20 protein-coding genes and 1 riboswitch are annotated in these 23529 nt (G+C 46.0%); of the genes, 6 read left to right on the top strand and 14 right to left on the bottom strand.

The window, feature by feature from the left end:
- Nucleotides 1-71: 71 nt before the first annotated feature.
- Nucleotides 72-1364, bottom strand: coding sequence for an adenylosuccinate lyase (purB, locus tag F6I03_RS04720; RefSeq protein ID WP_070698338.1), 1293 nt, complete (start codon nucleotides 1362-1364; stop codon nucleotides 72-74).
- 162 nt (nucleotides 1365-1526) lie between these two features.
- Nucleotides 1527-1691, top strand: a riboswitch (M-box (ykoK) riboswitch).
- A 123-nt stretch (nucleotides 1692-1814) separates the two neighbouring features.
- Between purB and mgtE the strand changes: the two genes are divergently transcribed.
- Nucleotides 1815-3185: a magnesium transporter gene (gene mgtE / locus F6I03_RS04715; protein ID WP_070430222.1), complete on the top strand. Its 1371-nt coding sequence runs from the start codon at nucleotides 1815-1817 to the stop codon at nucleotides 3183-3185.
- Between the two features lie 217 nt (nucleotides 3186-3402).
- On the opposite strand, the gene F6I03_RS04710 is transcribed toward mgtE, so the two are convergent.
- Together F6I03_RS04710 and F6I03_RS04705 are read right to left on the bottom strand one after the other, a co-directional pair.
- A complete protein-coding gene (locus F6I03_RS04710; RefSeq protein WP_070430223.1) occupies nucleotides 3403-4431 on the bottom strand; it encodes a branched-chain amino acid aminotransferase in 1029 nt (342 codons plus the stop codon).
- 24 nt (nucleotides 4432-4455) lie between these two features.
- A complete protein-coding gene (locus F6I03_RS04705) occupies nucleotides 4456-4833 on the bottom strand; it encodes an arsenic metallochaperone ArsD family protein (protein WP_070430224.1) in 378 nt (125 codons plus the stop codon).
- A 170-nt stretch (nucleotides 4834-5003) separates the two neighbouring features.
- On the opposite strand from F6I03_RS04705, the gene F6I03_RS04700 reads away from it, so the two are divergent.
- Together F6I03_RS04700 and F6I03_RS04695 are read left to right on the top strand one after the other, a co-directional pair.
- The gene (locus tag F6I03_RS04700; protein WP_070430225.1) at nucleotides 5004-6482 is read left to right on the top strand and encodes an amidase; all 1479 of its coding nucleotides are present in this window, start codon (nucleotides 5004-5006) and stop codon (nucleotides 6480-6482) included.
- 9 nt (nucleotides 6483-6491) lie between these two features.
- Nucleotides 6492-6716: a hypothetical protein gene (locus tag F6I03_RS04695; RefSeq protein WP_070430226.1), complete on the top strand. Its 225-nt coding sequence runs from the start codon at nucleotides 6492-6494 to the stop codon at nucleotides 6714-6716.
- Between the two features lie 670 nt (nucleotides 6717-7386).
- Here the strand turns inward: F6I03_RS04695 and F6I03_RS04690 are convergent.
- Nucleotides 7387-8238: a DUF2185 domain-containing protein gene (locus F6I03_RS04690; RefSeq protein WP_070430835.1), complete on the bottom strand. Its 852-nt coding sequence runs from the start codon at nucleotides 8236-8238 to the stop codon at nucleotides 7387-7389.
- Between the two features lie 150 nt (nucleotides 8239-8388).
- Between F6I03_RS04690 and F6I03_RS04685 the strand changes: the two genes are divergently transcribed.
- Nucleotides 8389-9591, top strand: a complete 1203-nt coding sequence (locus F6I03_RS04685; RefSeq protein ID WP_070430834.1) for an amidohydrolase — start codon at nucleotides 8389-8391, stop codon at nucleotides 9589-9591.
- Between the two features lie 331 nt (nucleotides 9592-9922).
- Here F6I03_RS04685 and F6I03_RS04680 read toward each other — a convergent pair whose 3' ends face one another.
- The gene (locus tag F6I03_RS04680) at nucleotides 9923-10390 is read right to left on the bottom strand and encodes a threonine/serine exporter family protein (RefSeq protein ID WP_070430833.1); all 468 of its coding nucleotides are present in this window, start codon (nucleotides 10388-10390) and stop codon (nucleotides 9923-9925) included.
- The gene (locus tag F6I03_RS04675; RefSeq protein ID WP_070430832.1) at nucleotides 10387-11181 is read right to left on the bottom strand and encodes a threonine/serine ThrE exporter family protein; all 795 of its coding nucleotides are present in this window, start codon (nucleotides 11179-11181) and stop codon (nucleotides 10387-10389) included. The genes F6I03_RS04680 and F6I03_RS04675 overlap by 4 nt, the downstream gene beginning before the upstream one ends.
- A gap of 246 nt (nucleotides 11182-11427) precedes the next feature.
- Between F6I03_RS04675 and glyA the strand changes: the two genes are divergently transcribed.
- Entirely contained in the window at nucleotides 11428-12648 is a 1221-nt protein-coding gene (gene glyA / locus F6I03_RS04670; RefSeq protein WP_070430831.1) for a serine hydroxymethyltransferase, read from the top strand.
- Nucleotides 12649-12765: 117 nt separating this feature from the next.
- On the opposite strand, the gene F6I03_RS04665 is transcribed toward glyA, so the two are convergent.
- The 4 genes from F6I03_RS04665 to F6I03_RS04650 form a co-directional block, all read right to left on the bottom strand.
- Entirely contained in the window at nucleotides 12766-13782 is a 1017-nt protein-coding gene (locus tag F6I03_RS04665) for a PTS sugar transporter subunit IIC (protein ID WP_070430830.1), read from the bottom strand.
- 225 nt (nucleotides 13783-14007) lie between these two features.
- Nucleotides 14008-14355 (bottom strand): hypothetical protein, encoded by a 348-nt coding sequence (locus tag F6I03_RS04660; RefSeq protein WP_070430829.1) that lies wholly within the window; start codon nucleotides 14353-14355, stop codon nucleotides 14008-14010.
- Nucleotides 14324-15637: a DUF1576 domain-containing protein gene (locus F6I03_RS04655; RefSeq protein WP_141737848.1), complete on the bottom strand. Its 1314-nt coding sequence runs from the start codon at nucleotides 15635-15637 to the stop codon at nucleotides 14324-14326. The genes F6I03_RS04660 and F6I03_RS04655 overlap by 32 nt, the downstream gene beginning before the upstream one ends.
- 24 nt (nucleotides 15638-15661) lie before the next feature.
- Entirely contained in the window at nucleotides 15662-16171 is a 510-nt protein-coding gene (locus F6I03_RS04650) for an FUSC family protein (protein WP_168160469.1), read from the bottom strand.
- 131 nt (nucleotides 16172-16302) lie between these two features.
- Between F6I03_RS04650 and F6I03_RS04645 the strand changes: the two genes are divergently transcribed.
- Nucleotides 16303-16908 (top strand): GNAT family N-acetyltransferase, encoded by a 606-nt coding sequence (locus F6I03_RS04645; RefSeq protein ID WP_070430826.1) that lies wholly within the window; start codon nucleotides 16303-16305, stop codon nucleotides 16906-16908.
- Nucleotides 16909-17022: 114 nt separating this feature from the next.
- Here F6I03_RS04645 and F6I03_RS04640 read toward each other — a convergent pair whose 3' ends face one another.
- The 4 genes from F6I03_RS04640 to F6I03_RS04625 form a co-directional block, all read right to left on the bottom strand.
- Nucleotides 17023-18315, bottom strand: coding sequence for an adenylosuccinate synthase (locus F6I03_RS04640; protein ID WP_070431007.1), 1293 nt, complete (start codon nucleotides 18313-18315; stop codon nucleotides 17023-17025).
- Between the two features lie 74 nt (nucleotides 18316-18389).
- The gene (gene dnaB, locus F6I03_RS04635; RefSeq protein WP_070430825.1) at nucleotides 18390-19766 is read right to left on the bottom strand and encodes a replicative DNA helicase; all 1377 of its coding nucleotides are present in this window, start codon (nucleotides 19764-19766) and stop codon (nucleotides 18390-18392) included.
- Nucleotides 19767-19898: 132 nt separating this feature from the next.
- Complete coding sequence (gene rplI / locus F6I03_RS04630) at nucleotides 19899-20351, bottom strand: 50S ribosomal protein L9 (RefSeq protein WP_070430824.1); 453 nt, start codon at nucleotides 20349-20351, stop codon at nucleotides 19899-19901.
- Nucleotides 20352-20353: 2 nt separating this feature from the next.
- Nucleotides 20354-22375 carry a DHH family phosphoesterase gene (locus tag F6I03_RS04625; RefSeq protein WP_070430823.1) on the bottom strand — a complete coding sequence of 674 codons (2022 nt, stop codon included), beginning with the start codon at nucleotides 22373-22375 and terminating at the stop codon, nucleotides 20354-20356.
- Nucleotides 22376-23529: the final 1154 nt, after the last annotated feature.

The following is a 23529-nucleotide window of genomic DNA, read 5'->3' as shown; positions in this document are numbered from 1 at the left end:
TATATTTTACTGTAAAAATGGGCCTAGTGTCCCTATCCTTCTAGGTTTTTGAAGGCTTTTCCTCACATCTTTTAGATACCTAATCGCTCAAAGATTTCATCGACCCGTTGGAGGTGGTAGTGGTAGTCAAAGGCGTCGTCGATTTCTTCTGGACTCAATAGTTCGGTGATTTGGTCATTCGCTTCAACCAGCTCACGGAAGTCGCGCTGGTCATCCCAGGCCTGGGCGGTCAGAGGTTGGACCAAATCATAGGCCGCTTCCCGCGACAAGCCCTGGTCGACCAGCTTCAAAAGCAGGCGTTGGCTATAGATTAAGCCATGGGTAGCCTGCATGTTCCGCAACATGTTGTCGGGGAAGACAGTCAGGTCTTCGATAATCTTGCCGAAGCGGCGGATCATATAGTTAACCAAAATCGTCGTATCTGGTAAAATAATCCGCTCTGCGCTGGAATGGGAGATATCCCGTTCGTGCCAGAGGGCTACATTCTCATAAGCGGTCACCACGTGGCCCCGGCAGACCCGGGCTAGACCCGTCACATTCTCACTGGAAATCGGATTGCGCTTGTGGGGCATGGCACTGGATCCCTTCTGCCCTTTGGCGAAGTACTCTTCCACTTCCCGGGTTTCCGACTTCTGTAAGTGGCGGATCTCGGTGGCCATGTTTTCAATCGAGGTCGCAATCAGAGCTAAGCAGGCGATATATTCCGCATGGAGGTCGCGAGGGAGCACCTGGGTGGAGATTTCCTGGGCCCGGATGCCCAAATGGTCGCAGACATAGGCTTCCACAGCCGTTGGGACATTGGCGAAAGTTCCCACGGCACCCGAAATCTTCCCAGCTTCTACGCCTTTCGCGGCATGGTCGAAGCGGTCAATCTGGCGTTTAATTTCCGAATAATAGCGGGCCATCTTCAGCCCGAATGTCGTAGGCTCAGCGTGAACGCCATGGGTCCGGCCCATGCAGACGGTATGTTTGTATTCTTGGGCTTTCTTCTTCAGGATCTCCAGGAACCAGTTTAAGTCTTGACGGATAATGTCATTGGCTTGTTTGAGCTGGTAGCCCTGGGCTGTATCCACCACATCCGTTGATGTCAGCCCATAGTGGACCCACTTGCGCTCTTGGCCGAGAGATTCTGACACACAGCGGGTGAAGGCGACCACATCGTGGCGGGTTTCTGCTTCAATTTCTAAGATGCGGCCCACATCAAAGCGGGCCTTTTCACGAATCTTTTGAGCATCTTCTTTAGGGATTTCACCCAGTTCAGCCCAGGCTTCGGCTGCTAGGATTTCAACTTCTAGCCAGCACTGGTAGCGGTTCTCATCGGACCAAACTTGGGCCATTTCGGGACGGGTATAGCGTGGAATCATGTGACTACTCCTCTTTTTTTTGGATTTCACTGTTATTATAGCATGATTTATTTTAGCCTTTACAGGGAATTTGCAGGCTAAGCCATTTAGACAGGCCTAAGGTATTGTTTGACAAGGGCTTGAATCTTAGGCTAGAGTCTGCTATCCTAGGGGTGAAATATGAATAAACCTTGTTAGGTGAGGTTACTGTATTAGAGAGACGCCACTGCCCAGAAACATCCAAAGATGCCAACGGGTCAGCAGAAATTCTCGAATTAAGGGATTTTCTAATGTGGCTGGAGCTATTCCTATGCTAATAAGTGCTAAAACTATGCGATGAGGTGTTTGCCGACTACTCCTGGACGATTCACGCTCACGCTCTTGTTGAGCGTTTTTTTATTCTGAAGCAATCTCCAAACCCTTAGCCCTCTGTGCGGTGGCCTTTCCCCAAGGTGAGGAAAGGTGATTATTATGGCCATTAAATTAAACCGACTCAACCGGAAAGACTACTACCAAGCCATCTATAAGAGTATCCAAGACAATCGGCGCGATGACTTCCGCGAGCTCTTCTTGAAACTCCACGAGAAAGATCAAGTCGCTGTCTTCCACAAGCTCTACCCTGAAAAGAAATATAAAATCGTCGACCTCCTCCAAGCTAGCGAATTCGCGGAACTCTTCGAACACTTGGACTATAAGGGGCGGCGCCAAGCGATCGAGGACCTGCCAGCTGACTATATGACAGAGGTCTTCACGTATGTCGCTGACGATGAGGTCACAGCCTTCATCCATGAACTTCCCCAAGAAGACCGGCAACATGTCCTAGAAAGTATGTTGCCAGCTGACCGTCAAGCCATCGAAGCCATCCTAGAGCATGACTTCCAAACAGCGGGAGCCATCATGACAACTGAAGTCCTGACAGTCTATGCCCATGACAGTGCTGACCAAGTGATTACGCAAATCCGCCAAAGCGCTTCGACAGTTGAAACTATCTACTATGTCTATGTCGTGGATGAGGCCCGCCACTTACTGGGTGTCCTCTCCCTGCGTGAACTCCTGCGCTCAGCTGGGGACTGCCCGGTCCAAGATATCATGAACAGCCAATTAGTCCAAGCTGATATTGGCATGGACCAGGAAGAAGTTGCCCGAATCATCAAGGAATATGACTTACTGGCTCTTCCGGTCGTGGATAGCCAGGGCAAATTAGTGGGGATTGTCACAGTCGACGATGTGATGGACGTCATGGATTTAGAAACAACAGAAGACTTCCATCGTTTTGCTGGGATCAGTGGATCGGCTGACAATGAAACCGATAAAGAAGGGATCCTAGAAACGGTCAAAAACCGTCTGCCTTGGATCATTATCCTGATCTTCCTTGGCTTGGTTTCGGCTAATCTCATTAATATGTTTGAATCGACCTTGTCTCGGGTCGTGGTCCTCGCTGTCTTTATGCCCATTATTATGGACTCAGCAGGTAATGTGGGCACCCAATCCCTGGCTGTCTCCGTCCGCCGGCTGACCCTGGGTGATACCAGTGAAAGCTTCTGGTCCCTCATTTGGAAGGAATTGGTTGCTGGGATTATTATTGGACTAGCAGCTGGTCTCACCATCTGTGGCGTGGCCTACTTCCTATTTGGTAACCTCGTCCTCTCCTTCATTATTGGAATTTCCCTAGCCGTTACCCTGTCCGTATCAACCGTCATCGGCTACCTCGTCCCTACCCTCTTCAGCAAGATCCATATCGACCCAGCCGTCGCTTCAGGCCCCTTCATCACCACCCTAACAGACGCCACCGGCCTGCTCATTTACTTCAGCCTAGCCACATATCTCATGCACTTGTTGTAAAAAGGTTTGAGCAAAGGCGGTTAGAAGCTTACCACTGGAGCACATTCATTAGCACAAGGCTTGCTCACTTGCATAATATGATAAAATTTCCAATAACTACACAAATAAAAAAGCACTTCCGCTTCCTCGCAATAGGGAAGTTTGGAAGTGCTTTTTCGCTAGCGTATCGTCTGTGTAGCATATTGATCAATAGAGAATGGCGACCGCTAGGCGAGGCTTAATCAGCTTCAACTGGAACAATCCAACCCTCAGGAGCTTCGATATCTCCGAATTGAATGCCCAATAATTCATGATAAAGTTTTTCCGTGATTGCGCCAACTTCTTGGCCAGTGCCGAAGTTGTGACGGTGGCCTTGATGGGTAATGGAGCCAATTGGTGTAATAATGGCAGCTGTCCCCATAGCACCAGCTTCTTCAAAGCGGTCCAAGTCATCGATGTAGCAATCCCCTTGTTCCACTTCTAAGCCCAAGCGTTCTTCTGCTAAGTGGAGCAGGGAGTACTTGGTAATGGAAGGTAAGATAGAAGGTGATTTTGGTGTGACGAACTTATGCGTGCCACGTTCAATCCCATAGAAGTTAGAAGAGCCAATTTCTTCGATCTTGGTATGGGTCTTAGGATCCAAGTAGATCACATCGGCGTAGTCTTCGTCATGGGCGCTGGCCCCTGGCTGTAGGCTAGACGCATAGTTGCCGCCGACTTTCACGCCGCCGGTCCCCATAGGCGCTGCCCGGTCGTATTCTGAAGTGACGAAATGTTGAGGCGCAAGTCCACCCTTGAAGTAAGGCCCAACTGGCATCACGAAGACAGTGAAGATATATTCCTTGGCAGGATGGACGCCGATATTATCACCTACCCCAATTAGGAGTGGACGAATATAGAGGGTCGCCCCACTTTCATAAGGAGGAACATAGTCAATATTAGCCTTCACTGCTTCCTTGACCGCATGCACGAAGTCTTCGACAGGGATCTTAGGCATCATCATTCGTTCTGCCGACACTTGGAAACGTTTAGCATTTTGGTCTGGACGGAAGAGTTGGACCTTGCCTTCCTTGGTCCGGTAGGCCTTCATCCCTTCAAAGGCTTGCTGGCCATAGTGCAAGGCAGGGGAGCCTTCAGAAATGTGGAGCTGGTTGTCTGTTTCCAAACCTTGCTTATACCATTCCCCATCCTTGTAGTATGCCCGCCAACGATAAGGCAGGTTCATGTAATCGAAACCTAGGTTCTTCCAATCGATATCTACTGTCATTAGTGGTCCTCCTTCATAATCTTACTAACACATATATTCTACAGCTTGGGTGTGAGTGAGTCCAACCATATCCGCTAGGGCTTGGTTGCTCGGAAATTCCGCAACACTGACTACCTGGTCGTCAATCAAAATAATAGGAAGAATTTCCTCTCCATATGCTTTGAGCTTACGCATGACAACCTCTGTATGGGTGAACATAAAACCGTCGCTGGCTGGGTCGTGGATAGTCACAAAATAACCTTCTTCATCCTTGAGTGCATTAAAGAAAGCCTCCACCCGGTTCAGCTCTTTGACATTAGCTTCCGTATTGATGATTGAATTTTCTGTCAATGAACATTCTTCGGAGCCCCCACAGCAGCCCAATGATTCCCCCAATGGTTGGAATAATTGCACTTTTTTCATTTTCACACCTCTTTTTTTGTGTTTTCTAATTATTATACACCAAGGATGAGATGTCTGACAAGTCCTGTCTCATTATTTTATCATCTAAACCTTAAATTCAAGCCCTCAAGTCCGTGCGAACTTTGTTATAATAGGCCTAATCAGATAGCTGCCACAGAAAGGAAGATACCATGGACTATTTCAAAAGCTACCCCGATGACGCGACAGGTCTAGCTGACCAAATTCGACGCGGGCAAACGACCAGTCAAGAGCTCGTCCACCAAGCCATTGACAAAGCCAAGGCCATTAACCCTAAGCTGAATGCAGTGACCCGACTCTTTGAAGACTATGCCCAAGACTTAACCCAAAAAGACCATAGTCAGACCCTCTTCGCCGGTCTCCCCACCCTCATGAAGGACCTGGGCCACAATATTAAGGGCATGCCCGCTACTTCTGGTGCCCGCCTGCTCAAGGATCAAATTGCTCCTGTGACCTCTAACTTCTCCCAATCCGTTATGGCCACTGGACTCATTCCCATTGGCCAATCCAATGTGCCCGAATTTGGCCTCAAATTTATCAGTGACTCCGACTACTATGGTCCCGTCCACAATCCCATCGATCTCAGCTACAATGCGGGTGGGTCGAGCGGTGGAGCAGCTGCCGCAGTCCAAGCTGGCATCGTCCCCCTAGCCACAGCAAGTGATGGTGGGGGGTCAATTCGGATTCCAGCCTCCTTCTCCGGTTTGGTCGGACTCAAACCCACCCGGGTCCGGACAGCGACCGGCCCGCGCAAGTGGCGGAGCTGGGGCGGGGCACCGGTCGGCTTCATGATGACCAAGTCCATCCGCGACACCGCCCAATTGTTGCTTGCCCTCCAGAGTAATCTCAAACCCATGCCTTTTCAAACCCTACCTATTCCTAAGGCCCATATCAAAGAAGCCATCCGCGCCGTCAAAGGCCTGCGTATCGCTTATTCCACCCAATCACCCGTAGGAACTGAGGTCTCTCCTGAAGCCATTGAAGCCATTGAAAACACAGTCCGCTTCCTTCGCGATCAAGGCTTCCAGGTTGAAGCAGCTGATCCTAAAATCGATGGTCAAGAACTCGTCCGCGGCTACTATCAAATGAACGGTGCCGAAATGGCTGCTAGCTTTCTTGGCATCGAGCAACAGATTAAACGTCAAATTAAACGCGAAGATGTAGAAATCCAGACCTGGACCATGGCCCAATATGGGAAGACCATTCCCGCCTACCGTTACAGCCAAATCTTTGACACTTGGGACCAAGCAGCCGAAATCATGGACGACTTCCATCAGACTTATGATATTCTGATTCAGCCAAGTACCGCCCAAGCTGCCCCTCGCGTCGACGATAAGCTCTATAGCTCAGCCGACTACGAGCACATGCTCCGGGCCGAAGAACTTTCGGAGTCAGACTTAGCCGACCTAGTCTTCCAAGTCTTCAAGAAGGGCTTACTTGCCTCTCCCTTCGCCATGATCTATAATTTAACCGGCCAACCCGCCATCAGCCTACCCCTCCATACCTGCCAAAATGGCTTGCCACTAGGGGTTCAGCTGGTTGCTAACAAGGGAGAAGAAGCCCTCTTACTCGGCCTGTCTGCCTACTTAGAAAGAGAAGACCGCTTCCACTACTACCCGGATTTAATTTAGGAGGTAACTATGCACGACCAACAATTTGAAATCTATAAAAAATGGCGCCAACAAATGCTCATCCTAGACGAAGCCTGGGACGACGACAACTTCGGCCAAGCCGATACCTGGTCCGCCACTAACCCCCTGGCCCGGGAAGACTTCAACGAAACCCTAGCCGTCCATAGCCTCGACCACGTCTCCCAAGAAGAAATGCAAGCCTTCGAAGACGACTACGACGCCGCTATGATCTAAAGGGTGTGAAGGCTAGCGGGAGAAATAGACCTCTGGAGGCAAAAGCCAAAGAAGACTGAAAGTCTTCGGCGGATTTTGCTGAAGAGGAGCTATTTCTGCTAGCCTGAACCCGACTAAAGGGTGTGAGCAGAGGCGGTTAGAAGCTTACCACTGGAGCACGAACGAAAAAGGGCAAGCTCTGCTTGCACGTTTCGATCGTGTGAAGTGGAGAAGCTTCTGCCTCTGCGAACCCGACTAGATCAGGGTGTGAAGGCTAGCGGGAGAAATAGACCTCTGGAGCAAAGATCCAGAGAAGACAGAAAGTTTTCGGCGGAGCTTTGTGAAGAGGAGCTATTTCTGCTGGCCTGAACCCGACTAGGGTGTGAGAGCGCAATTCATCTTTGAACGGCTCCCTAACACTTAAATAAGCCCTTCAAGTGTGGGTTGCCAGACCGAATCCAACAAGACACTGATCAGGGATATAAAATAATAACCCACGGACTAACAATCTAGCCAGGCAGTCTCTAGCCTAGCTAGATTGTTTTCATTATTAAGAGCGGAATGGATTTCTAGCGAGCTAACTGCTAGCCGCTTCATTCGTGGATTCACCGCTAGGCAATATAAAAAATTCTTCAAAACAAAAAAGCCAGGTCCTTTCCCATGCTGACTAATCTGAGAAAGGCTGGACTTGTTAGAGGTGTTTTTTCTGTTTTAATTGGGCTTTATAATGGTGGTTGACCAGAGCATTGTATTCCTTGTAGGCATTCTCGAGTTCCTTAGCTTCAAAGTAGTCATAAATGAGGCGTCCGTAGCGGAGGACTTGCCGCTCAGACATGCGGTCCTCCTGGCTCTCTGCTTCTTGGTAGGCGAGCAAATAATCTTTGATTTGTGCCATGGCCAAGTCAAAGCGACGGTAGATCACAGTAGCAATGACATGGTGGATCTTGTCGCCCGGCAGAGGACTGGCAGCTTGCCTTTCCTTGAAATAGCCCAGGAGAATTCCTACTAAAATATAAATTTCTAGGCTCTTGGGCTGGTCTGTCCGCGTCCCCATGAGCACATTAATAAGATGGTCGACTTCGCTCTGCAGGCCAGAGAGTTGGCTGATCTCTTCTTCCGATAGGGCGAATTCCTCACGAATACGCCGCTCATGGGCATGGACGAAGTCAGGAAAATGCTGGCGGAAGTTCGAATCTTTGAAGGGCAGGTCAGCTTGGCTAGTCACCATTTCGACCTTATCCAGTGAATCGCTATAGACAAAGTGCTTGCCATAATAGGGTGAAAACTGAAAATCTGCCCCTTCTGGATAATAGTAGATGCCTGCAATAGCTGGTTCAATCTTGGCCACCTGGTTAATATCGACATAGACCATGCTCTTCTCATCCATCAGACTCACTTGGTTGTCATGCTCAGACAAGAAGCGCCAACCGCTATCTCCATCAAATCGTCCCGGTTCGCGCCAAGCCCAAAGCAAGGCCCCTTGTTTCTTCAAGAGGGTGCGCGATGCGGCACATTGGCCACCATTTGGAATCCATTGCTTCATCTTCAATCTCCTATCACTGAAAGGCTTTTATCCATTCTACCATAAAATTTAAAAGGGCAACAGGCGCGGCAAAAAGGATTCATTTTCCTTTTTGAGATGATTAGCGTATAATAAATTTGTTAGAGAAATATTAATAAGGAGGAATGTATTATGAGTCTCGTTGATGAGCTGTACAAGCGTTTAGATGAGAAAGAAGATCAAATGATTGAAATTCGTCGTCACTTCCATGAGAATCCAGAAGTATCATTTGAAGAGAAGGAGACGGCCCAATACATCGCCGATTTCTACAAGGACCTTGATTGTGAAGTCCGCACCAATGTCGGTAATGGTTATGGGCTGGTTGTTACCATCGATACAGGTAAAGAAGGTAAAACACTTGCCCTCCGTGCCGACTTCGATGCCCTTCCCCTCACGGAAGATACTGGCCTAGACTTCTCATCTAAAAAAGAAGGTGCCATGCACGCTTGTGGCCACGATGCCCATACTGCCTATCTGATGGTCCTTGCTCAAACCTTAATTGAAATGAAAGACCAGCTCAGCGGTAAATTCGTCATCATCCACCAAAATGCAGAAGAAGTCGCACCAGGTGGCGCTAAATCAATGATTGAAGACGGTGCCTTAGACGGGGTAGACAATATCATTGCCCTCCACGTGATGACCAATATGCCAACTGGGGGCGTCTTCTACCATGAAGGCAATGCCCATACCGGCCGGTCCAACTTCAAGGTAACACTACACGGTAAGGGTGGCCATGCCTCATCCCCTCACCAAGCCAACGACACCATCGTTGCCGCTTCCTACTTCGTAACGGAAATTCAAAGTGTGGTTAGCCGCCGCTTGAATCCCTTCGATGTGGGTTCAATTACCATTGGGAACTTCGACGCAGCTGGTGCTAACAACGCCATCCAAGGCGAAGTAACACTGGGTGGGGACGTTCGTGCCATGTCACAAGAAGTTCGTGACATCATCGAACATGAAGTCAAGGCCAAACTCGAAGGTATCAAAAACTCCTTCGCCATCACTTACGACCTCCACTACGAAAACGACTACCCTGTCGCTTATAATGATCCAAAAGTGACCGAATTCGCCGTCAAAGCGATTAAAGACCATCCATTCGACCAACTGACAGAAGGGGTAGATACCCAACAACCCCAACCACCATCGGATGACATCGCCTACTTCCTCCAAAAAGTACCAGGCGTTTATCTCTGGGTCGGCGCCGCACCAAAAGATGGCGAAGCCTACCCCCACCACCATCCAAAATTCGTCATGGACGAAGATGCCATGCTCATCGCAGCCAAATCCGTTGCCGCCTTTATCGGCGAATACGTTGAAAATAACGGCGTAGAGTAAGAAAGGGTGTGGGAGGAGGCGGGAGAAAGGGACCTCTGGAGTAAAAGGCCAGAGAAGGCTGAAGGCCTTCGGAAGCCCTTTGCGAAGAGGAGCCTTTTCTGCATCCTCGAACCCGACTAAAAAGGGTGTGAGGGCGTGCGGTTAACGCCAAATACGCCATTCCCTCAACCATACAAAATAAACTCCGCCTGCGGACTAATGCTTCTAGTCCCCGGCGGAGTTTTTGTATCCGTATCATATGCACTATCAATAGCTATCAGCCACAAATCTAAGCACTAAAACTAATTAAAGGAACACTAGCCGACAACAGTCAGCCTGTGTTCCATACATATCACTTACGCCAATTTCGAATCTTCTTCTCCAGTTCACGCTGCCGGCGCAGAATATCAATCACCGTATCGGCAGTAAAGACTGCTAGGGCAATCGCCAGAGCCGTAAACATAGTAGTTGCCAGCTCACTCAGGCCACGCGAATAGTCGGATTGGATGAGATACAGGGCGGTCCGATACATGCCTCCCCCAGGCACCAGGGTATAGAAGCCTGGAATAAAGAAGACGGTCACAGGTTGGTGGTAGCGACGAGAGAACCACTGGGACATCCCCGCAATCGCCAGACTGGCAATATAGGTGGCACCGCCAACTTCTAAAGTCAGAAAATCCAAGCAGATTAAATAGACCAACCAACCTGAAGCTGCAATCACTGACGCCCGGTAAATTTGACGCGGGGGCGTCTGCACACAGATAGAACAGGTATAGCCAACAAAATACGCGGCAATGATCTGCAAGATAAAATTAATCATCCTCTAAGCCTCCCTATAATGATCAGGGCAACCAAAGAACCTAGCGCAATCATTAAGGCCTGGAAGAAAGCTTCCATGGCCCGCGCACCACCTGCCAGATAGTCTTCATGGAAAATATCGCGCAAGGAGTTGGTAATAGCGGTCCCTGGAACCAAGGGCATCAGCGTCGAGACAATCACAATCCCCAATGACACATTGGGGAAGTACCAAGCCTGCATGGCATAAGCGAAGAGCGTGATCATCATGGTACAGAAAACATTTTCCACTGGACTAGAGATCTCATAATGGGCCGTCATATACATTAATCCCGATAAGAAAACAGCATCAAAAGTGGTCACGATAAACTCATCCACGCCACCCCCAAAGAGGATAGCAAAGCACATTCCTAAGCCAATGACTCCGATAAAGCGCATATGGATGGGATAAGGATTGCTCTCCGAATCGATCTTTAGCAGTTTCAAATAAGCAACAGCTAGCGTAATCTCGCCATTGGTCAACTGCCTTGAGACCGTGTTGACCTTCGAAACCTTATGCAGAACACTCCCCCTTGTTTGGATCCGCTTAATTCCCACGAGGCGATTATTCGCTTCATTCAAATCATCAAGTGAAGCATATAAGCCTGTTGCATAAGATATCGCTACAGTTGAATAGAGATTCGAATAACTTAAGATACGCTCCATGGTATCTTCCACGCGGTAGGTTTCAGAGTTACTCTCCGTCATAATCTTTCCAGCTAATAGGGCCGTCTCTAAGAGTAATTTCTTAGGTACTTGCTTCTCGTCTACGGCCATTCCCGTCACTCCCTCCACCATCACAATATAATTACTCTTTATTTTATCATACTGTTCCTCTAATATTGTAGACAAAATATAAAAAATGAGATTTTTCCTTCATAAAAAAACTTACAATTAAACCTTTCATAAATATTATCAAATAAATATATAAAGGGCTTACATGTTTTACTTGTGAAATCCATATTTTAATGATACTATAATTTTGACATTACAAAGTCAAATAAAATTATGGAGGTATAGCATATGTCAAGAGATGTTGTATTTGATTATATTGATAAGGAATTTGAACGCCAGCAAAACGGGATCGAGTTAATCGCAAGTGAAAACTGGGTATCTCCAGCTGTCCGTGAAGCTCAAGGTTCTGTACTCACTAATAAATATGCTGAAGGCTATCCTGGACGTCGCTATTATGGTGGCTGCGAATTTGTCGATGAAATTGAAACCCTTGCTATCGACCGTTTGAAAGAACTTTTCAATGCAGAATATGCCAACGTTCAACCCCACTCAGGTGCCCAAGCCAACATGGCCGTATATTCTGCCTTATTACAACCAGGTGACAAGGTACTTGGCATGAACTTGACAGATGGCGGTCACTTGACACACGGCTCTAAAGTAAACTCAAGTGGTAAACTCTATGATTTTGCTGATTACGGTGTCGATAAAGAAACCGAACGCATTGACTATGACAAACTTGAAGAAAAAGCTAAAGAAGTTAAACCAAAATTAATCGTAGCAGGAGCTTCTGCTTATGCTCGTGAAATTGACTTCAAACGCATTGGTGAAATTGCTAAGGCAGTTGACGCTTACTTCATGGTTGATATGGCCCACATCGCTGGTTTAGTAGCTGTTGGCCTCCACCAAAATCCAGTACCTTATGCCGATGTTGTCACTTCAACCACCCATAAGACCTTACGCGGACCACGTGGCGGGGTTATCTTATCTAACAACCCAGACCTCTTCAAGAAATTAAACTCTGCCGTCTTCCCAGGCATGCAAGGTGGTCCATTAGAACATGTTATCGCTGCTAAGGCCGTTGCTTTCGGCGAAGCCCTTGACGATTCCTTCAAAGATTACCAAGAACAAATCGTTAAGAATGCCAAAGCAATGGAAAAAGTCTTCAGTGAGAGTGGTCTCCACATGGTATCTGGCGGGACAGACAACCACTTAATCTTACTCAAAGTTATCGACCGCGACCTCACCGGACAAGAAGTTGAAGCGGCTTTAGATGAAGTTGGTATCACAGTGAATAAGAATACCATTCCATTCGAAACCTTGAGCCCAACTAAAGCTAGCGGTATCCGTTTAGGGACACCTGCTATCACCTCTCGTGGCTTCAAGGAAGAAGAAGCGGCCAAAGTCGCTGAATGGATTGTTCGCATCATCGAAAATATCAATGACGAAAAAGTCAAAGAAGAAGTCAAACAAGAAGTTCAAGACTTAGTGAAAGACTTTCCTCTTCAATAAGCCTATCCTTAATTGAAAATAAAAAAGCTGCCCCAAAGCTAACTTATCTAAAAGTTGCTCTGGGGCAGCTTTTTCTATTAAATCGAAAGATTCAAAAATACCTCTCTATGTTTTGTTTTAATCTTCGATAATGTCATTCGTCGTATAAACACGCTGGTTGCGGAAAATGTAACTTGTAAAGAATCCGACAGCCACCCCGACTAACAAGCAAATAGCCCCAGCAATCAGAACTTTGTGCGGGGGATTATCCGCTAGAGGTGCTAGGATCCCAGGAATGATAGAGGCCGTTCCTGGCGTATTATTGACTAAGTCGGTCATCGCAACATACATACCGGAGACAGCTCCAGTGAGCGTACTTGTGACATAAACGGGCAAAGGATTCGCCGTTACTAAGTGAGCCTGAGTTAATGGCTCTAAGGCCACACTTAAGCTCTCCTCACGTGTACCAATCTTCAAACGACTAAAGAGTAAGTAGTTAGCCGTTGCTGAAGAAAAGATTGCCAAACCAGCAATTGCCATCGCTTTACCGGTCAGCCCCATCATAGCTGTTAAGGCCATAGAGCTGAGTGGCGCGGTTGAAACGATTGTAAAGACAGCCCCCAATACGGCCCCCATAAAGAGTGGGCTAGACTGAGAAGCGGCTTCAATAATAGCCCCAATTTGTTCCAAGGCACTATCAATAATCGGTGCGATTAAAGCCGCAATAGCATAGGCAATCGGTAGAGCCGTGGCCGCAACGACAAAGACATCCAAGCCCCCATTAACTTTCTCTTGAATGTAACGAACAAGGAAGGACACTAAATAAGCAGCAATAAAACCAGGCAAGATACCAAATTGCATCATAGCCAAGGCAATCAATAAAGAGTTCACAGGACTTGCCCCTAAACGTAAGAGCACCATTCCTGCAGCAGCTACCCCAGCTAAAGAACCATTTGCTTCAGCAATTCCATTCAAGAAAGGAACGTCTAAAATGGTTCCAAAAAGGGCACCATAGACAGCTTCAACCAAGAAACTGGCCACTGCTGCATCAGCTAAGGCGCTCATCGTTTTTGCTCCATAAGGTGCTTTAAAACTAAATAGAGTAAAGAAGGATAGGATCAAAGCTAAGTAAAATAAACCTAATAGTACATCCATAATTTAACTCCCACGAGCTCTCAGACTAGTGGGAACTCCTTTCTGCAGAAGACCCCTACATAACAATCTGCTGTTTAAACCACTTCCTCATCCCCATAAGGTAGTTAGCTTTTTAGCTCTTACACTTTAATTATAACACAATTGTAAGCGTTTTAAAAAGATTAAAATTTACCCCTTCAAAATAACGATAAAAACAGCGTTCACTTACCCTCTTTTAAGAATGTTTTAAGTTAAATAACGCGTTAATTCTAATTGAAAGCAATTCGTCGCGAAGGAATAAGCAGCCTCATCAATCATAGCCGCAATAATTTCAGCATTTACTTGGTCCTCACGAATGCCTAGGAGGTCTTCGTAATACTCTTCCACCTCGTATTGACGAGGCTTTTGGAGCTGGTCCATCAATTCCTCAATATCAGCGGGCTCTTCAGACATGGCAGCCGTCAAGCGAATAACAACTTCTTTCGCTTCAAAAATAATATCAACCCTAAGGTCTTTGACCCAGTAGTTAAAGAAATAATCCATCATCTCACTTGCAATTAATTTAGCTTTCCGATATTCTTGAGTGTTCGGCACGATCTCGCCTCCATTCTGCAATTGTTTCTAAGACAGGGGCCATCGACGCTGCAACAAAGCCACCTGAAAAACCATTATTATATAAATTTAAGCCAGCGTGGACACCTCCCACATTATTCACCAGAGTCGCATGCAAGGCCCCCGCTAGGAAACCTGCTAAGGGGCCATAATGCCCCGCAATCGGAGCGAGGGTAGTTCCAAAGAGAGCCGCTAGAATGGCTGAGGTCATATCTGGATCATGGGTTAGCATAAAGTGCTGCATCAAGAAGATCCCCAAGACCACAGGTGCCACATTGCTAGGGTGTTTCCCAAAAGCGGCAAAACCCATCACAGTTAAAATGCCCCCTACGACGGGCCCATTCACTACACCACCCAGTAGCCAAACATAGCCCGTCGCCAAAATCCCTAAGATGCCAACATTGACTAAGGTAATCGCTGAACCGTGGAGTAAAACAAAGTCTGTCACGGAAGTCCCAGCTTCACGGTTCAAAGCCCGATACCCCTTCAGAGTAAAATGATTAGCGCTCCAGCCCATCAAGATAAAGAAAAGAGAGAGCAGGATAAGGAAGGCAAGGACTGGCCCATAATTCACCGTCATCTGAATATTCTCCACCTCAACAGCTAATTTGAAGGACCGCATCACGCTAGCTACCACCATAGCTAGGACCCCACTGGTAAAGCCCAGATTGTAGAGGTTAAAACCCAAGTGGAAGCGAAGGAAGGAAGAAGCGATAGGACTCACCACGAAGCCAATAAAGATCCCTAAAGCATAGCCCAAGGGAATGCTCCAGATCAAAGGGAGGCCTTGGCCAAAGCTCACCAAGCTCACGACAGGACTCAAAGCTGTTGAAAAAAGAGCGGTCAGCAAGACTTTCTTCAAAGGAATGGCTAAAAACTTTGTATAAAGCCAAGCCCCCATCATAAAAGGGATGGTATTGAATAGATTTTTGCCAAAAAAAGCAAAACCTGTTACAGTAAAGAGTGCTGCAAATAGTGGCCCAGTCATCCATTTGGCATGGCGGCTCACCATAAAAGCATTGAGTAGCATGAGGAGTCCGGCATTCACAAAAGTCGCCCCATAACCTCCTACAGCGAAATAGTCCGTCAGTAGGTTTGAAGGCGCGATTAAAATCTCCCAGTAACCCTGTAACAATTCAGGCAGAGGCTGGATAAGGAGGCCACAAACAATAAAAAATAGGGCTAAAAGGTACAAAAAATTGCTGGAAATGAGATTCTTCTTTAAAAAATAAGCATCAAGGTGTTCGAGTAAACTGCCTAACAAACGGATCCCCTCCTTAAGCTTTACTTATTTTGTCAACAAATTTTTTACCGCATCCACCCTTTCACGCGATAGGGCCCATTCTACGAAAAGTGCAACAGCCGCCCCTACTAAGGTGTCCACCAAGCGCCAGAAGACATAGAGAATCCGCTCCTGGTCAGGAATCGAATAGAGGACAATCGTATAAATCGCAATTGAACCTACAATCGCCTGTGAAGAATTAAAAGCATTGCCCAAGATAATGGTTAACACTATCCCTAAGGCCGGAAAGAGATAAGAAAGCATCCGCCAATCAGGGAAAAGAGTCATTAAAGACACACAGAGGAGAGCCATCAAGCCCCCAATAAAATTCCCAAAGATCCGGTGACGCCCAAATTTATTGGTTGACTGGAAGTCTGTCCGCTGGCTAAAGCCGGCAGATAAGGCAGCAATTTGGGGGGAATGATTGGAGAAAAGGTCATAAAGCATAGCGATTAAAAAGAAGCTAAGCCCTGTCTTAAAGGTCCGCATTCCCAAGTGAAATCGTGTCTGTCCCATCCCATAGGCTCCTTCCATCCTAACAAAACTTTATAAGTAACATAATAGCTGTCAGGCTACTAATTAACAAGTCCAAATTTAAAGAAAATCTAAATCAAAATAGTTTTACAATAATAACAGGAGGACAAGCATTGGAAAACTCATCCCTAACAGCAAGTGAACGCGAACAAGTTGCCGCTATCATCGTTGACGCCTTCGAAGATAAAATCCACTATGTCTGGATCATGACCAGCGATAGGGCCAAAGCCAAACGCCTCATCGCCAAACATTTCAACGAAGACCAATTGATTGTCTCCCGAAACCAGGGAAAAATTCAGGGCATCCTCTCCTATGAAAGCCAAGACAAGCCTAACTTTCTCCCCATCCCCTGGCACAGCTTCCGCCAAGAATTCAGCTTCTTTCCTTCCTTGATTCGCAGCCTGGGCTACTTTATCTATAAACATAGCCAAAGCCAAGTCCATGCTAAAGACTGGCATATCGACCTTCTCGCTGTTGCTTCAGAAGCCAGGGGCCAAGGGCTAGGCAGGCAACTCCTCCAAAAAGCCAGCCAAGCTGCCAAAGCTAACCATAAGAAACAACTCATCCTAGAAGTCGTCAACAGTAACCAGAGGGGCAAAAAATTCTACGAGGAAAATGGCTTCCAAACCCTCAAGCACCAAGACGTCCCCCTCCTCTTCCGCCCCTTCACCAAAGCCGCCAAATTCACCAGCTACTATGTAATGAAAAAAAGGGTGTGAGACTTGGCGGTTAGGCTTGGATACTGATCTACTAGTAAATAAAATCGAAGCCTAAAACAAAAGGCAGCTAAGCAAGAAAAATGATGATTTCTTGCTTAGCTGCCTTTTTATCGATTAACTATTCCAAATATCATTCAAAATATTGGTTTGTTCACGGTCTGGACCGACAGAGAAGGTGGAGATCTTAACGCCAACTAGTTCACTGACACGTTCCACATAGCGTCGCGCATTATCAGGTAAGTCGTCTAAGCTCTTGCAGCCCGTAATATCTTCTGACCAGCCCGGTAGCGTTTCATAAATTGGCGTACAGTCTGCCAATTCCTGCAAACTAGCAGGATAGTAATCAATCCGGCTGCCGTCTGATTTCTCATAGGCCACACAAATCTTCACTTCTTCCAAGCCGGACAAAACATCCACACAGTTCAAACTGAGGTCCGTCAAACCGGAGATACGTTTGGAATGGCGCATGACAACCGCATCGAACCAACCTACCCGACGTGGCCGACCCGTTGTCGTGCCGTATTCATGGCCAACTTCGCGGATACGGTCGCCCACTTCATCGAAGAGCTCCGTTGGGAAGGCCCCTTCACCCACGCGGGACGTATAGGCCTTGCAGACACCAACGACCTTATCAATCTGGGTCGCACCAATTCCGGTTCCAACAGTTGCTCCCCCAGCTACAGGGTTCGAAGACGTCACGAAAGGATAGGTCCCTTGGTCAATATCCAACATATTGCCCTGAGCGCCTTCGAAAAGAACGCGTTCTCCCTGGTCCATTAATTGACCAATCAAATAAGAAGAATCAGCCACATAATCTTTAACTTCTTGGCCATAAGCATAATAACTTTCAAAAATAGATTCAAAGTCCAAAGGTTGACCATTGTAAATCTTCTCAATAACTTGGTTGTGGTAGGCCAAGTTAGCCTTCAGTTTTTCAGCAAAAGTATCTTTCTCCAAAAGATCACAAAAACGGATCCCAATCCGAGCAGCCTTGTCTGTATAGGCAGGGCCAATCCCCTTAATCGTGGTCCCAATCTTTTGGTCGCCCTTGGCCTCTTCCTGAAGACGGTCCAATTCAATATGGTAGGGGAGGATCACATGGGCACGGTTTGAAATCCGTAAACCGCTAGTATCCACTCCGTTCTCCTTGAGATAGTTCAATTCTTTGACTAAGGCTTGTGGATTCACGACCAGCCCATTACCAATGATGGATAACTTATCTGGCGAGAAGATACCAGAAGGAATGAGATGGAGGGCAAATTTCTTTCCGTCGAATTGAATCGTATGGCCGGCATTATCGCCTCCCTGGTAGCGCACAATAGCGCTAGCCTCCTTAGCTAGGAAGTCTGTAATCTTCCCTTTTCCTTCGTCTCCCCACTGTGTTCCAACAACAACAATTCCAGACATAATTCCAAGTCCTTTCTCGATTGGCTTATCCATAAATTGGATAGTATTTTTGACGCCACAACTGGCTCTTCTCCCTACATTTCGGCTTCATCGCGGAAACTCACCGAGGAGAATTTATTGAATTCCTTAGTAAAGATCAATTTCACTGTTCCGCGGGCCCCGCTCCGGTTCTTCTCAATAATCACTTCAATGATATTATTCTCAGCATCCGGATTATCCTCTTCCTCGCTGCCTTCTCTCTGGTAATAGTCCTCCCGGTAAAGGAAGGCCACAATATCCGCATCTTGCTCAATCGAACCGGATTCCCGGATATCACTGAGGACAGGTCGCTTATCCTGCCGCTGTTCCACACTCCGCGAAAGTTGGGACAGGGCAATTACTGGGACACTCAGCTCCTTGGCCAATTTCTTTAATTGCCGGGAAATTTCTGACACTTCCTGTTGCCGGTTTTCACTGCGCCGACTCCCTTCGATTAACTGCAGGTAGTCGATCACAATCAGGTCCAAGTCCCCCTTCTCCTGCTTGAGCCGGCGCGACTTGGCCCGGATATCTGTAACCCGGATACCAGGCGTGTCATCGATATAGATCTCCGACTCCCCAAGGGCCCCCATGGCAACCACTAAGTCGGACCATTCCTGGGGCTCTAAGCGCCCCGTCCGCAAGCGGTTGGCATCAATACTGCCCTCCGCACAGAGCATCCGGTTGACTAGAGATTCCGCCCCCATTTCCAAACTAAAAATTGCCACCCGGCCATTCTGCTTGGTCGAGATATTCTGGGCAATATTGAGGACAAAGGCTGTCTTCCCTACCCCTGGCCGGGCAGCTAGGATAATCAGCTCGTCTGGATGCAAGCCCGTCGTCATCTTATCGAGATCCGGATAACCGGTCGCAATCCCCGTTACCGCTTCATTCTGCTTGGACAATTCTTCAATATGTCCAATCGATTCTTGAAGGACCTGGGAAATATGGACAAAGCCATTGCGGTTGCGGTTCTCACTCACCGCTAAGATTTGTCGTTCGGCCCCGTCCAGAATAGTCGTCAGATCATGTTCCTCACCATAAGACTCTTTCTGAATCGTATTGGTGGCATGGATCAACTTTCTCAGGATCGATTTCTCTTCGACAATCTTGGCATAGTATTCCGCATTCGCCGCGGTCGGTGTCTTCTCAGCAATTTCAAAAATATAATCGGCCCCACCGACATTCTCTAACATGGCCCGACTCTGCAAGTCCTCTTGGATCGTCAAGGCATCGATAGCCTCATCCCGATCATTGAGCCGCTGCATGGCGCTAAAGATTAAGCGGTGGCTACGTTTATAAAAATCTTCTTCACTAACAAACTCATTAACAGTTGTAAAAATATCCGGCTCAAGTAAAATTGAACCCAATACTGCCTGCTCAGCTTCAATATTCTGAGGAGGAATACGTTCTATTAAGTCACTATCAGCCATGATTTCCCCCTTCGTCATAAATCAAGTCCTTTAGGCGTTAATTATTATACTAAAAACTTCAGCTCATGAAAATAAGCCAGGGCGAAAAAATGCCCTAGCCCATTGAATTCTCAATCTTTTTTAATTAATCTTCTATTCTTCAACAACATGTACCCGGATGGTTGCCTCAACATCAGGATGTAACTTCACAGGCACATTCCGATAACCAAAAGCACGAATTGGATTAGGCAACTCGATCTTGCGTTTATCAATCTTAATCCCATATTGGTCCTTCAAGGCCGTCGCAATTTGCTTGGATGGGACAGAACCGAACAAGCGGCCGTCTTCCCCACCCTTGGCCTTCACTTCAGCAACTGTCTCCTCATCTTCAAGGACAGCCTTCAGTTTTTCAGCATCTGCTTTTTCTTCAGCTGCTTCTTTGGCCTCTGCTTTTTGTTTGCCTTTGAGGGCAGAAATCGCACTATTGGTTGCTTCCTTGGCTAGGCCTTTTTTAATGAGGAAATTTTGTGCGTAGCCTGTAGAGACTTCTTTTATTTCACCTTTTTTACCTTGCTTTTTAACATCTTGTAAGAATATGACTTTCATTCTTATTCCTCCTTATCTTTTGCTAGAACGGCTTTCAATTGGTCGACCGCCTCACTTACAGTCACATCGGAGATCTGTGTGGCCGCATTGGACAAGTGTCCCCCACCACCGAGTTCTTCCATAATGGTTTGGACATTGACATTCCCCATGCTCCGTGCTGAGATGCCCACACGACCATCATTACGTTGGAAGACTACGAAAGAAGCAGCAATTCCATTCATGGACAAGAGGGTGTCAGCTGCCTGGGCCGCAATAACAGTCGAATACACTTGACCATCTTGGCCTTGGGCAATCCCCATATTCGGTTCAATATATTGAACACTCTCAATCAACTGACTCCGGTCAATATAATCATTGAGATCTTCTTTTAGGAACTCTTGAATCAGGATCGAATCCGCCCCATTAGACTTCAGATAAGACGCTGCATCAAAGGTCCGTGAGCCCGTACGCAAGGAAAAGTTCCGCGAGTCGACCGTAATCCCTGCCAACATAATCGTTGCTTCCAAGCGATTGACCGGATTACCTTCTGGATTCTGATATTCAAAGAATTCTGTAATTAATTCGCAAGCCGAAGAAGCATAGGGTTCAATGTATTCTAAGAGAATATTATTGGCCACTTCTTCACCCTTACGGTGGTGGTCAATCACCACAATCCCATTAACAGCTTCAATCAGCTCAGGAGCTACAGTAATTGATGGGCGGTGGACATCGACCAAGAAGACCAGAGAATCTGGCTGAACCATGTCCTGGGCCTGGCTTGGCGAGATAATCGCATCGGCATTATCAGGATCCTGGCGTAGCTCTTCAATCACACGTGCAATATCCTGGTTGATCCGGTCCTCATTCACCACAATATAGCAGTGGCTATCATTCATCTGGGCAATCCGGCGAATCCCCACACAAGCCCCAATCGCATCCATATCTGGATAATCATGGCCCATCACAAAGATCGTCTGGTTCTCCTGCATCATCTTGGCAATGGTATTGGCGATTTGTCGGGAACGCACATGTGTCCGCTTAACCATTGGATTGGTCTTACCCCCATAATAACGGGCCTTCTGATTCTTAACCTTGATGACGACCTGGTCACCGCCCCGACTCAGAGCGAGGTCTACATTGGCTTGAGCCTGGTCACCAATCTCAGAAATACTTAGGGGATCATCCATTTCACGGTAAGAAATCCCAATCGATAGGGTCAGCGGGAAGTTCCACTTAGACGTCGCTTCACGAATGGTATCAATAATCTGGAATTTATCCTCTTCCATCTCTTGTAAGGCACCATAAGTCCCAATGAGCAGGAAGCGGTCATCATCCAATTCCTTGACAAAGCTATTATACTTCCTCCCCCAAGTCGACAACTGTTTGGTCATATAATTATCAATGGTTGACTTCCGTCGATCATTCAGGGCAGACATGATTTCGTCATAATTATCCACCAAAATATGGCCGATAATCATCCGGTTATTGCTGGCAGCTTGACTAATTTCACCATACTTGGTCACATCCATAAAGTACATGGCCCGTTGATCGCGCAAGAGCCCGACGTCAAAGAAACGATCCTGCCACTGAATCCGATCTGTTGATTGACCTTCTTCTTCGTATAAACGATGAAAAACTTCGGCTAAATCAGCATCAATTTCTTCAAGCTCATGGCCAATCAAATCATTTCGATCAAAATACTTCAATAAGTAAGGATTCACCCAGTCAATCAAATTATCATTAGGATTAAACAAGATAATACCAATCGGCATCTGTAGAAGAATTTCATTTTGCACCGATTGCAAACGATTCTCGAGTCGCTCCATTTGTTTAGCAAACTCGTATTCTAGGGCATTCCAAGCATAAAGTAAAACGAGTCCCACTAGAATAATTAATACAAGGGTCAAAGCCCCTAATTTCACACTAGAGATAAAGGCTAGGATGGCACAAGCCAAGAGTAAGAGTGCAGCAATCCCAATCGCAAGTGAAACGCGACCATCTCTTAATTCAGGATGCTGCTTAGACTGCTTGTAATTTTTTTGCATGATCTACTCCTTCATTTCATATAAGGATATTTTAACACACTTAGCTTATTTTTAAATTAATTTCAATCACTCCTATTATACCTTGAAATGACTAAAAAGAAAAGGATAAAAGAACATATGTTCCTAACTAAAATGTTTCACGTGAAACATTTTAAGTCTTATTTTAAGTAAATTAGTTATTTATTTATAATTTAGATGAAAAATTATCTACTTAAAAATTTTATGCAGACAGCCCAAGAATGTTCCACGTGAAACACATTTAAAGTCTTCCCTCCTTTATATAAAGAAAACAAAGTTACTTGATATTGCATGCTAAAAGAAACTTAGAAACATCTTTTTTCTTATTTATATTTTAAATAAATATACAAACTTATTTGGATACGGAATTTGTTAGATTCAGGCATAGCATTTAAAATCAGCTTGAAACTAACTTAAAGAAAGATAAAATTCAAAACTAATTGACTATTTCTCATAGCTAATGCATGCAAGAGAAACACGAATTTATTTCAAAGCAGAAAAGCTAAACACCTCTTTTTCTCACAATTACTATCAAGCTAAATACTACTAGGGAGAAAAATTTTCTCTTTCCACTTAGATATAAATGATAATTCATAATTTTTCTATTTTTCATCAAAATCAAGTGAAGAGGGCTAAATTATTTAAAACAAATCAATGTTACACGTGAAACAAATTTGAATGACGAAAATTTATAGACTTAATTCAAGATAAGATATTAATATTTAATACTATTAATTGTTTCACGTGAAACATAGCATAATCATTGATAGGTTGAGTAAAAAATTTACAAGCCATCTCTAAAAGATGATTTATTTTAAAAAATACCCTCATAGTCTCAGAGGGTGTGAAACCTAGTGGAAAAATTAGCTTCTAAGAAAACAATATTGAAAAGCTAATGAGATTGGGAGCTTGAAGTTAAACGCCTGAAAAAAACTAGCTTAGTTACGAGCTTTGACAGTTAGACTCTGATGAATTAAGTAGAGTAAAATAAGAGTGAAGTCCTTTACTAGACTTTAACTAAAGAAGCTCATCAAAAGCTTGATCCTTTTGATGAGCTTCTTTCATATCAATACTTCGTCGCATATAGTTCCTATAGCTGCTCAAAGCTTGAACGATTTACAGATAAAGAATGTATC

Origin of the sequence: Aerococcus sanguinicola, from assembly GCF_008726925.1 — a bacterium.
Taxonomy (GTDB): Bacteria; Bacillota; Bacilli; order Lactobacillales; family Aerococcaceae; genus Aerococcus.
The sequence above is the reverse complement of the archived record's forward strand: the minus strand, read 5'-3'. Positions and strand labels throughout refer to the sequence as shown.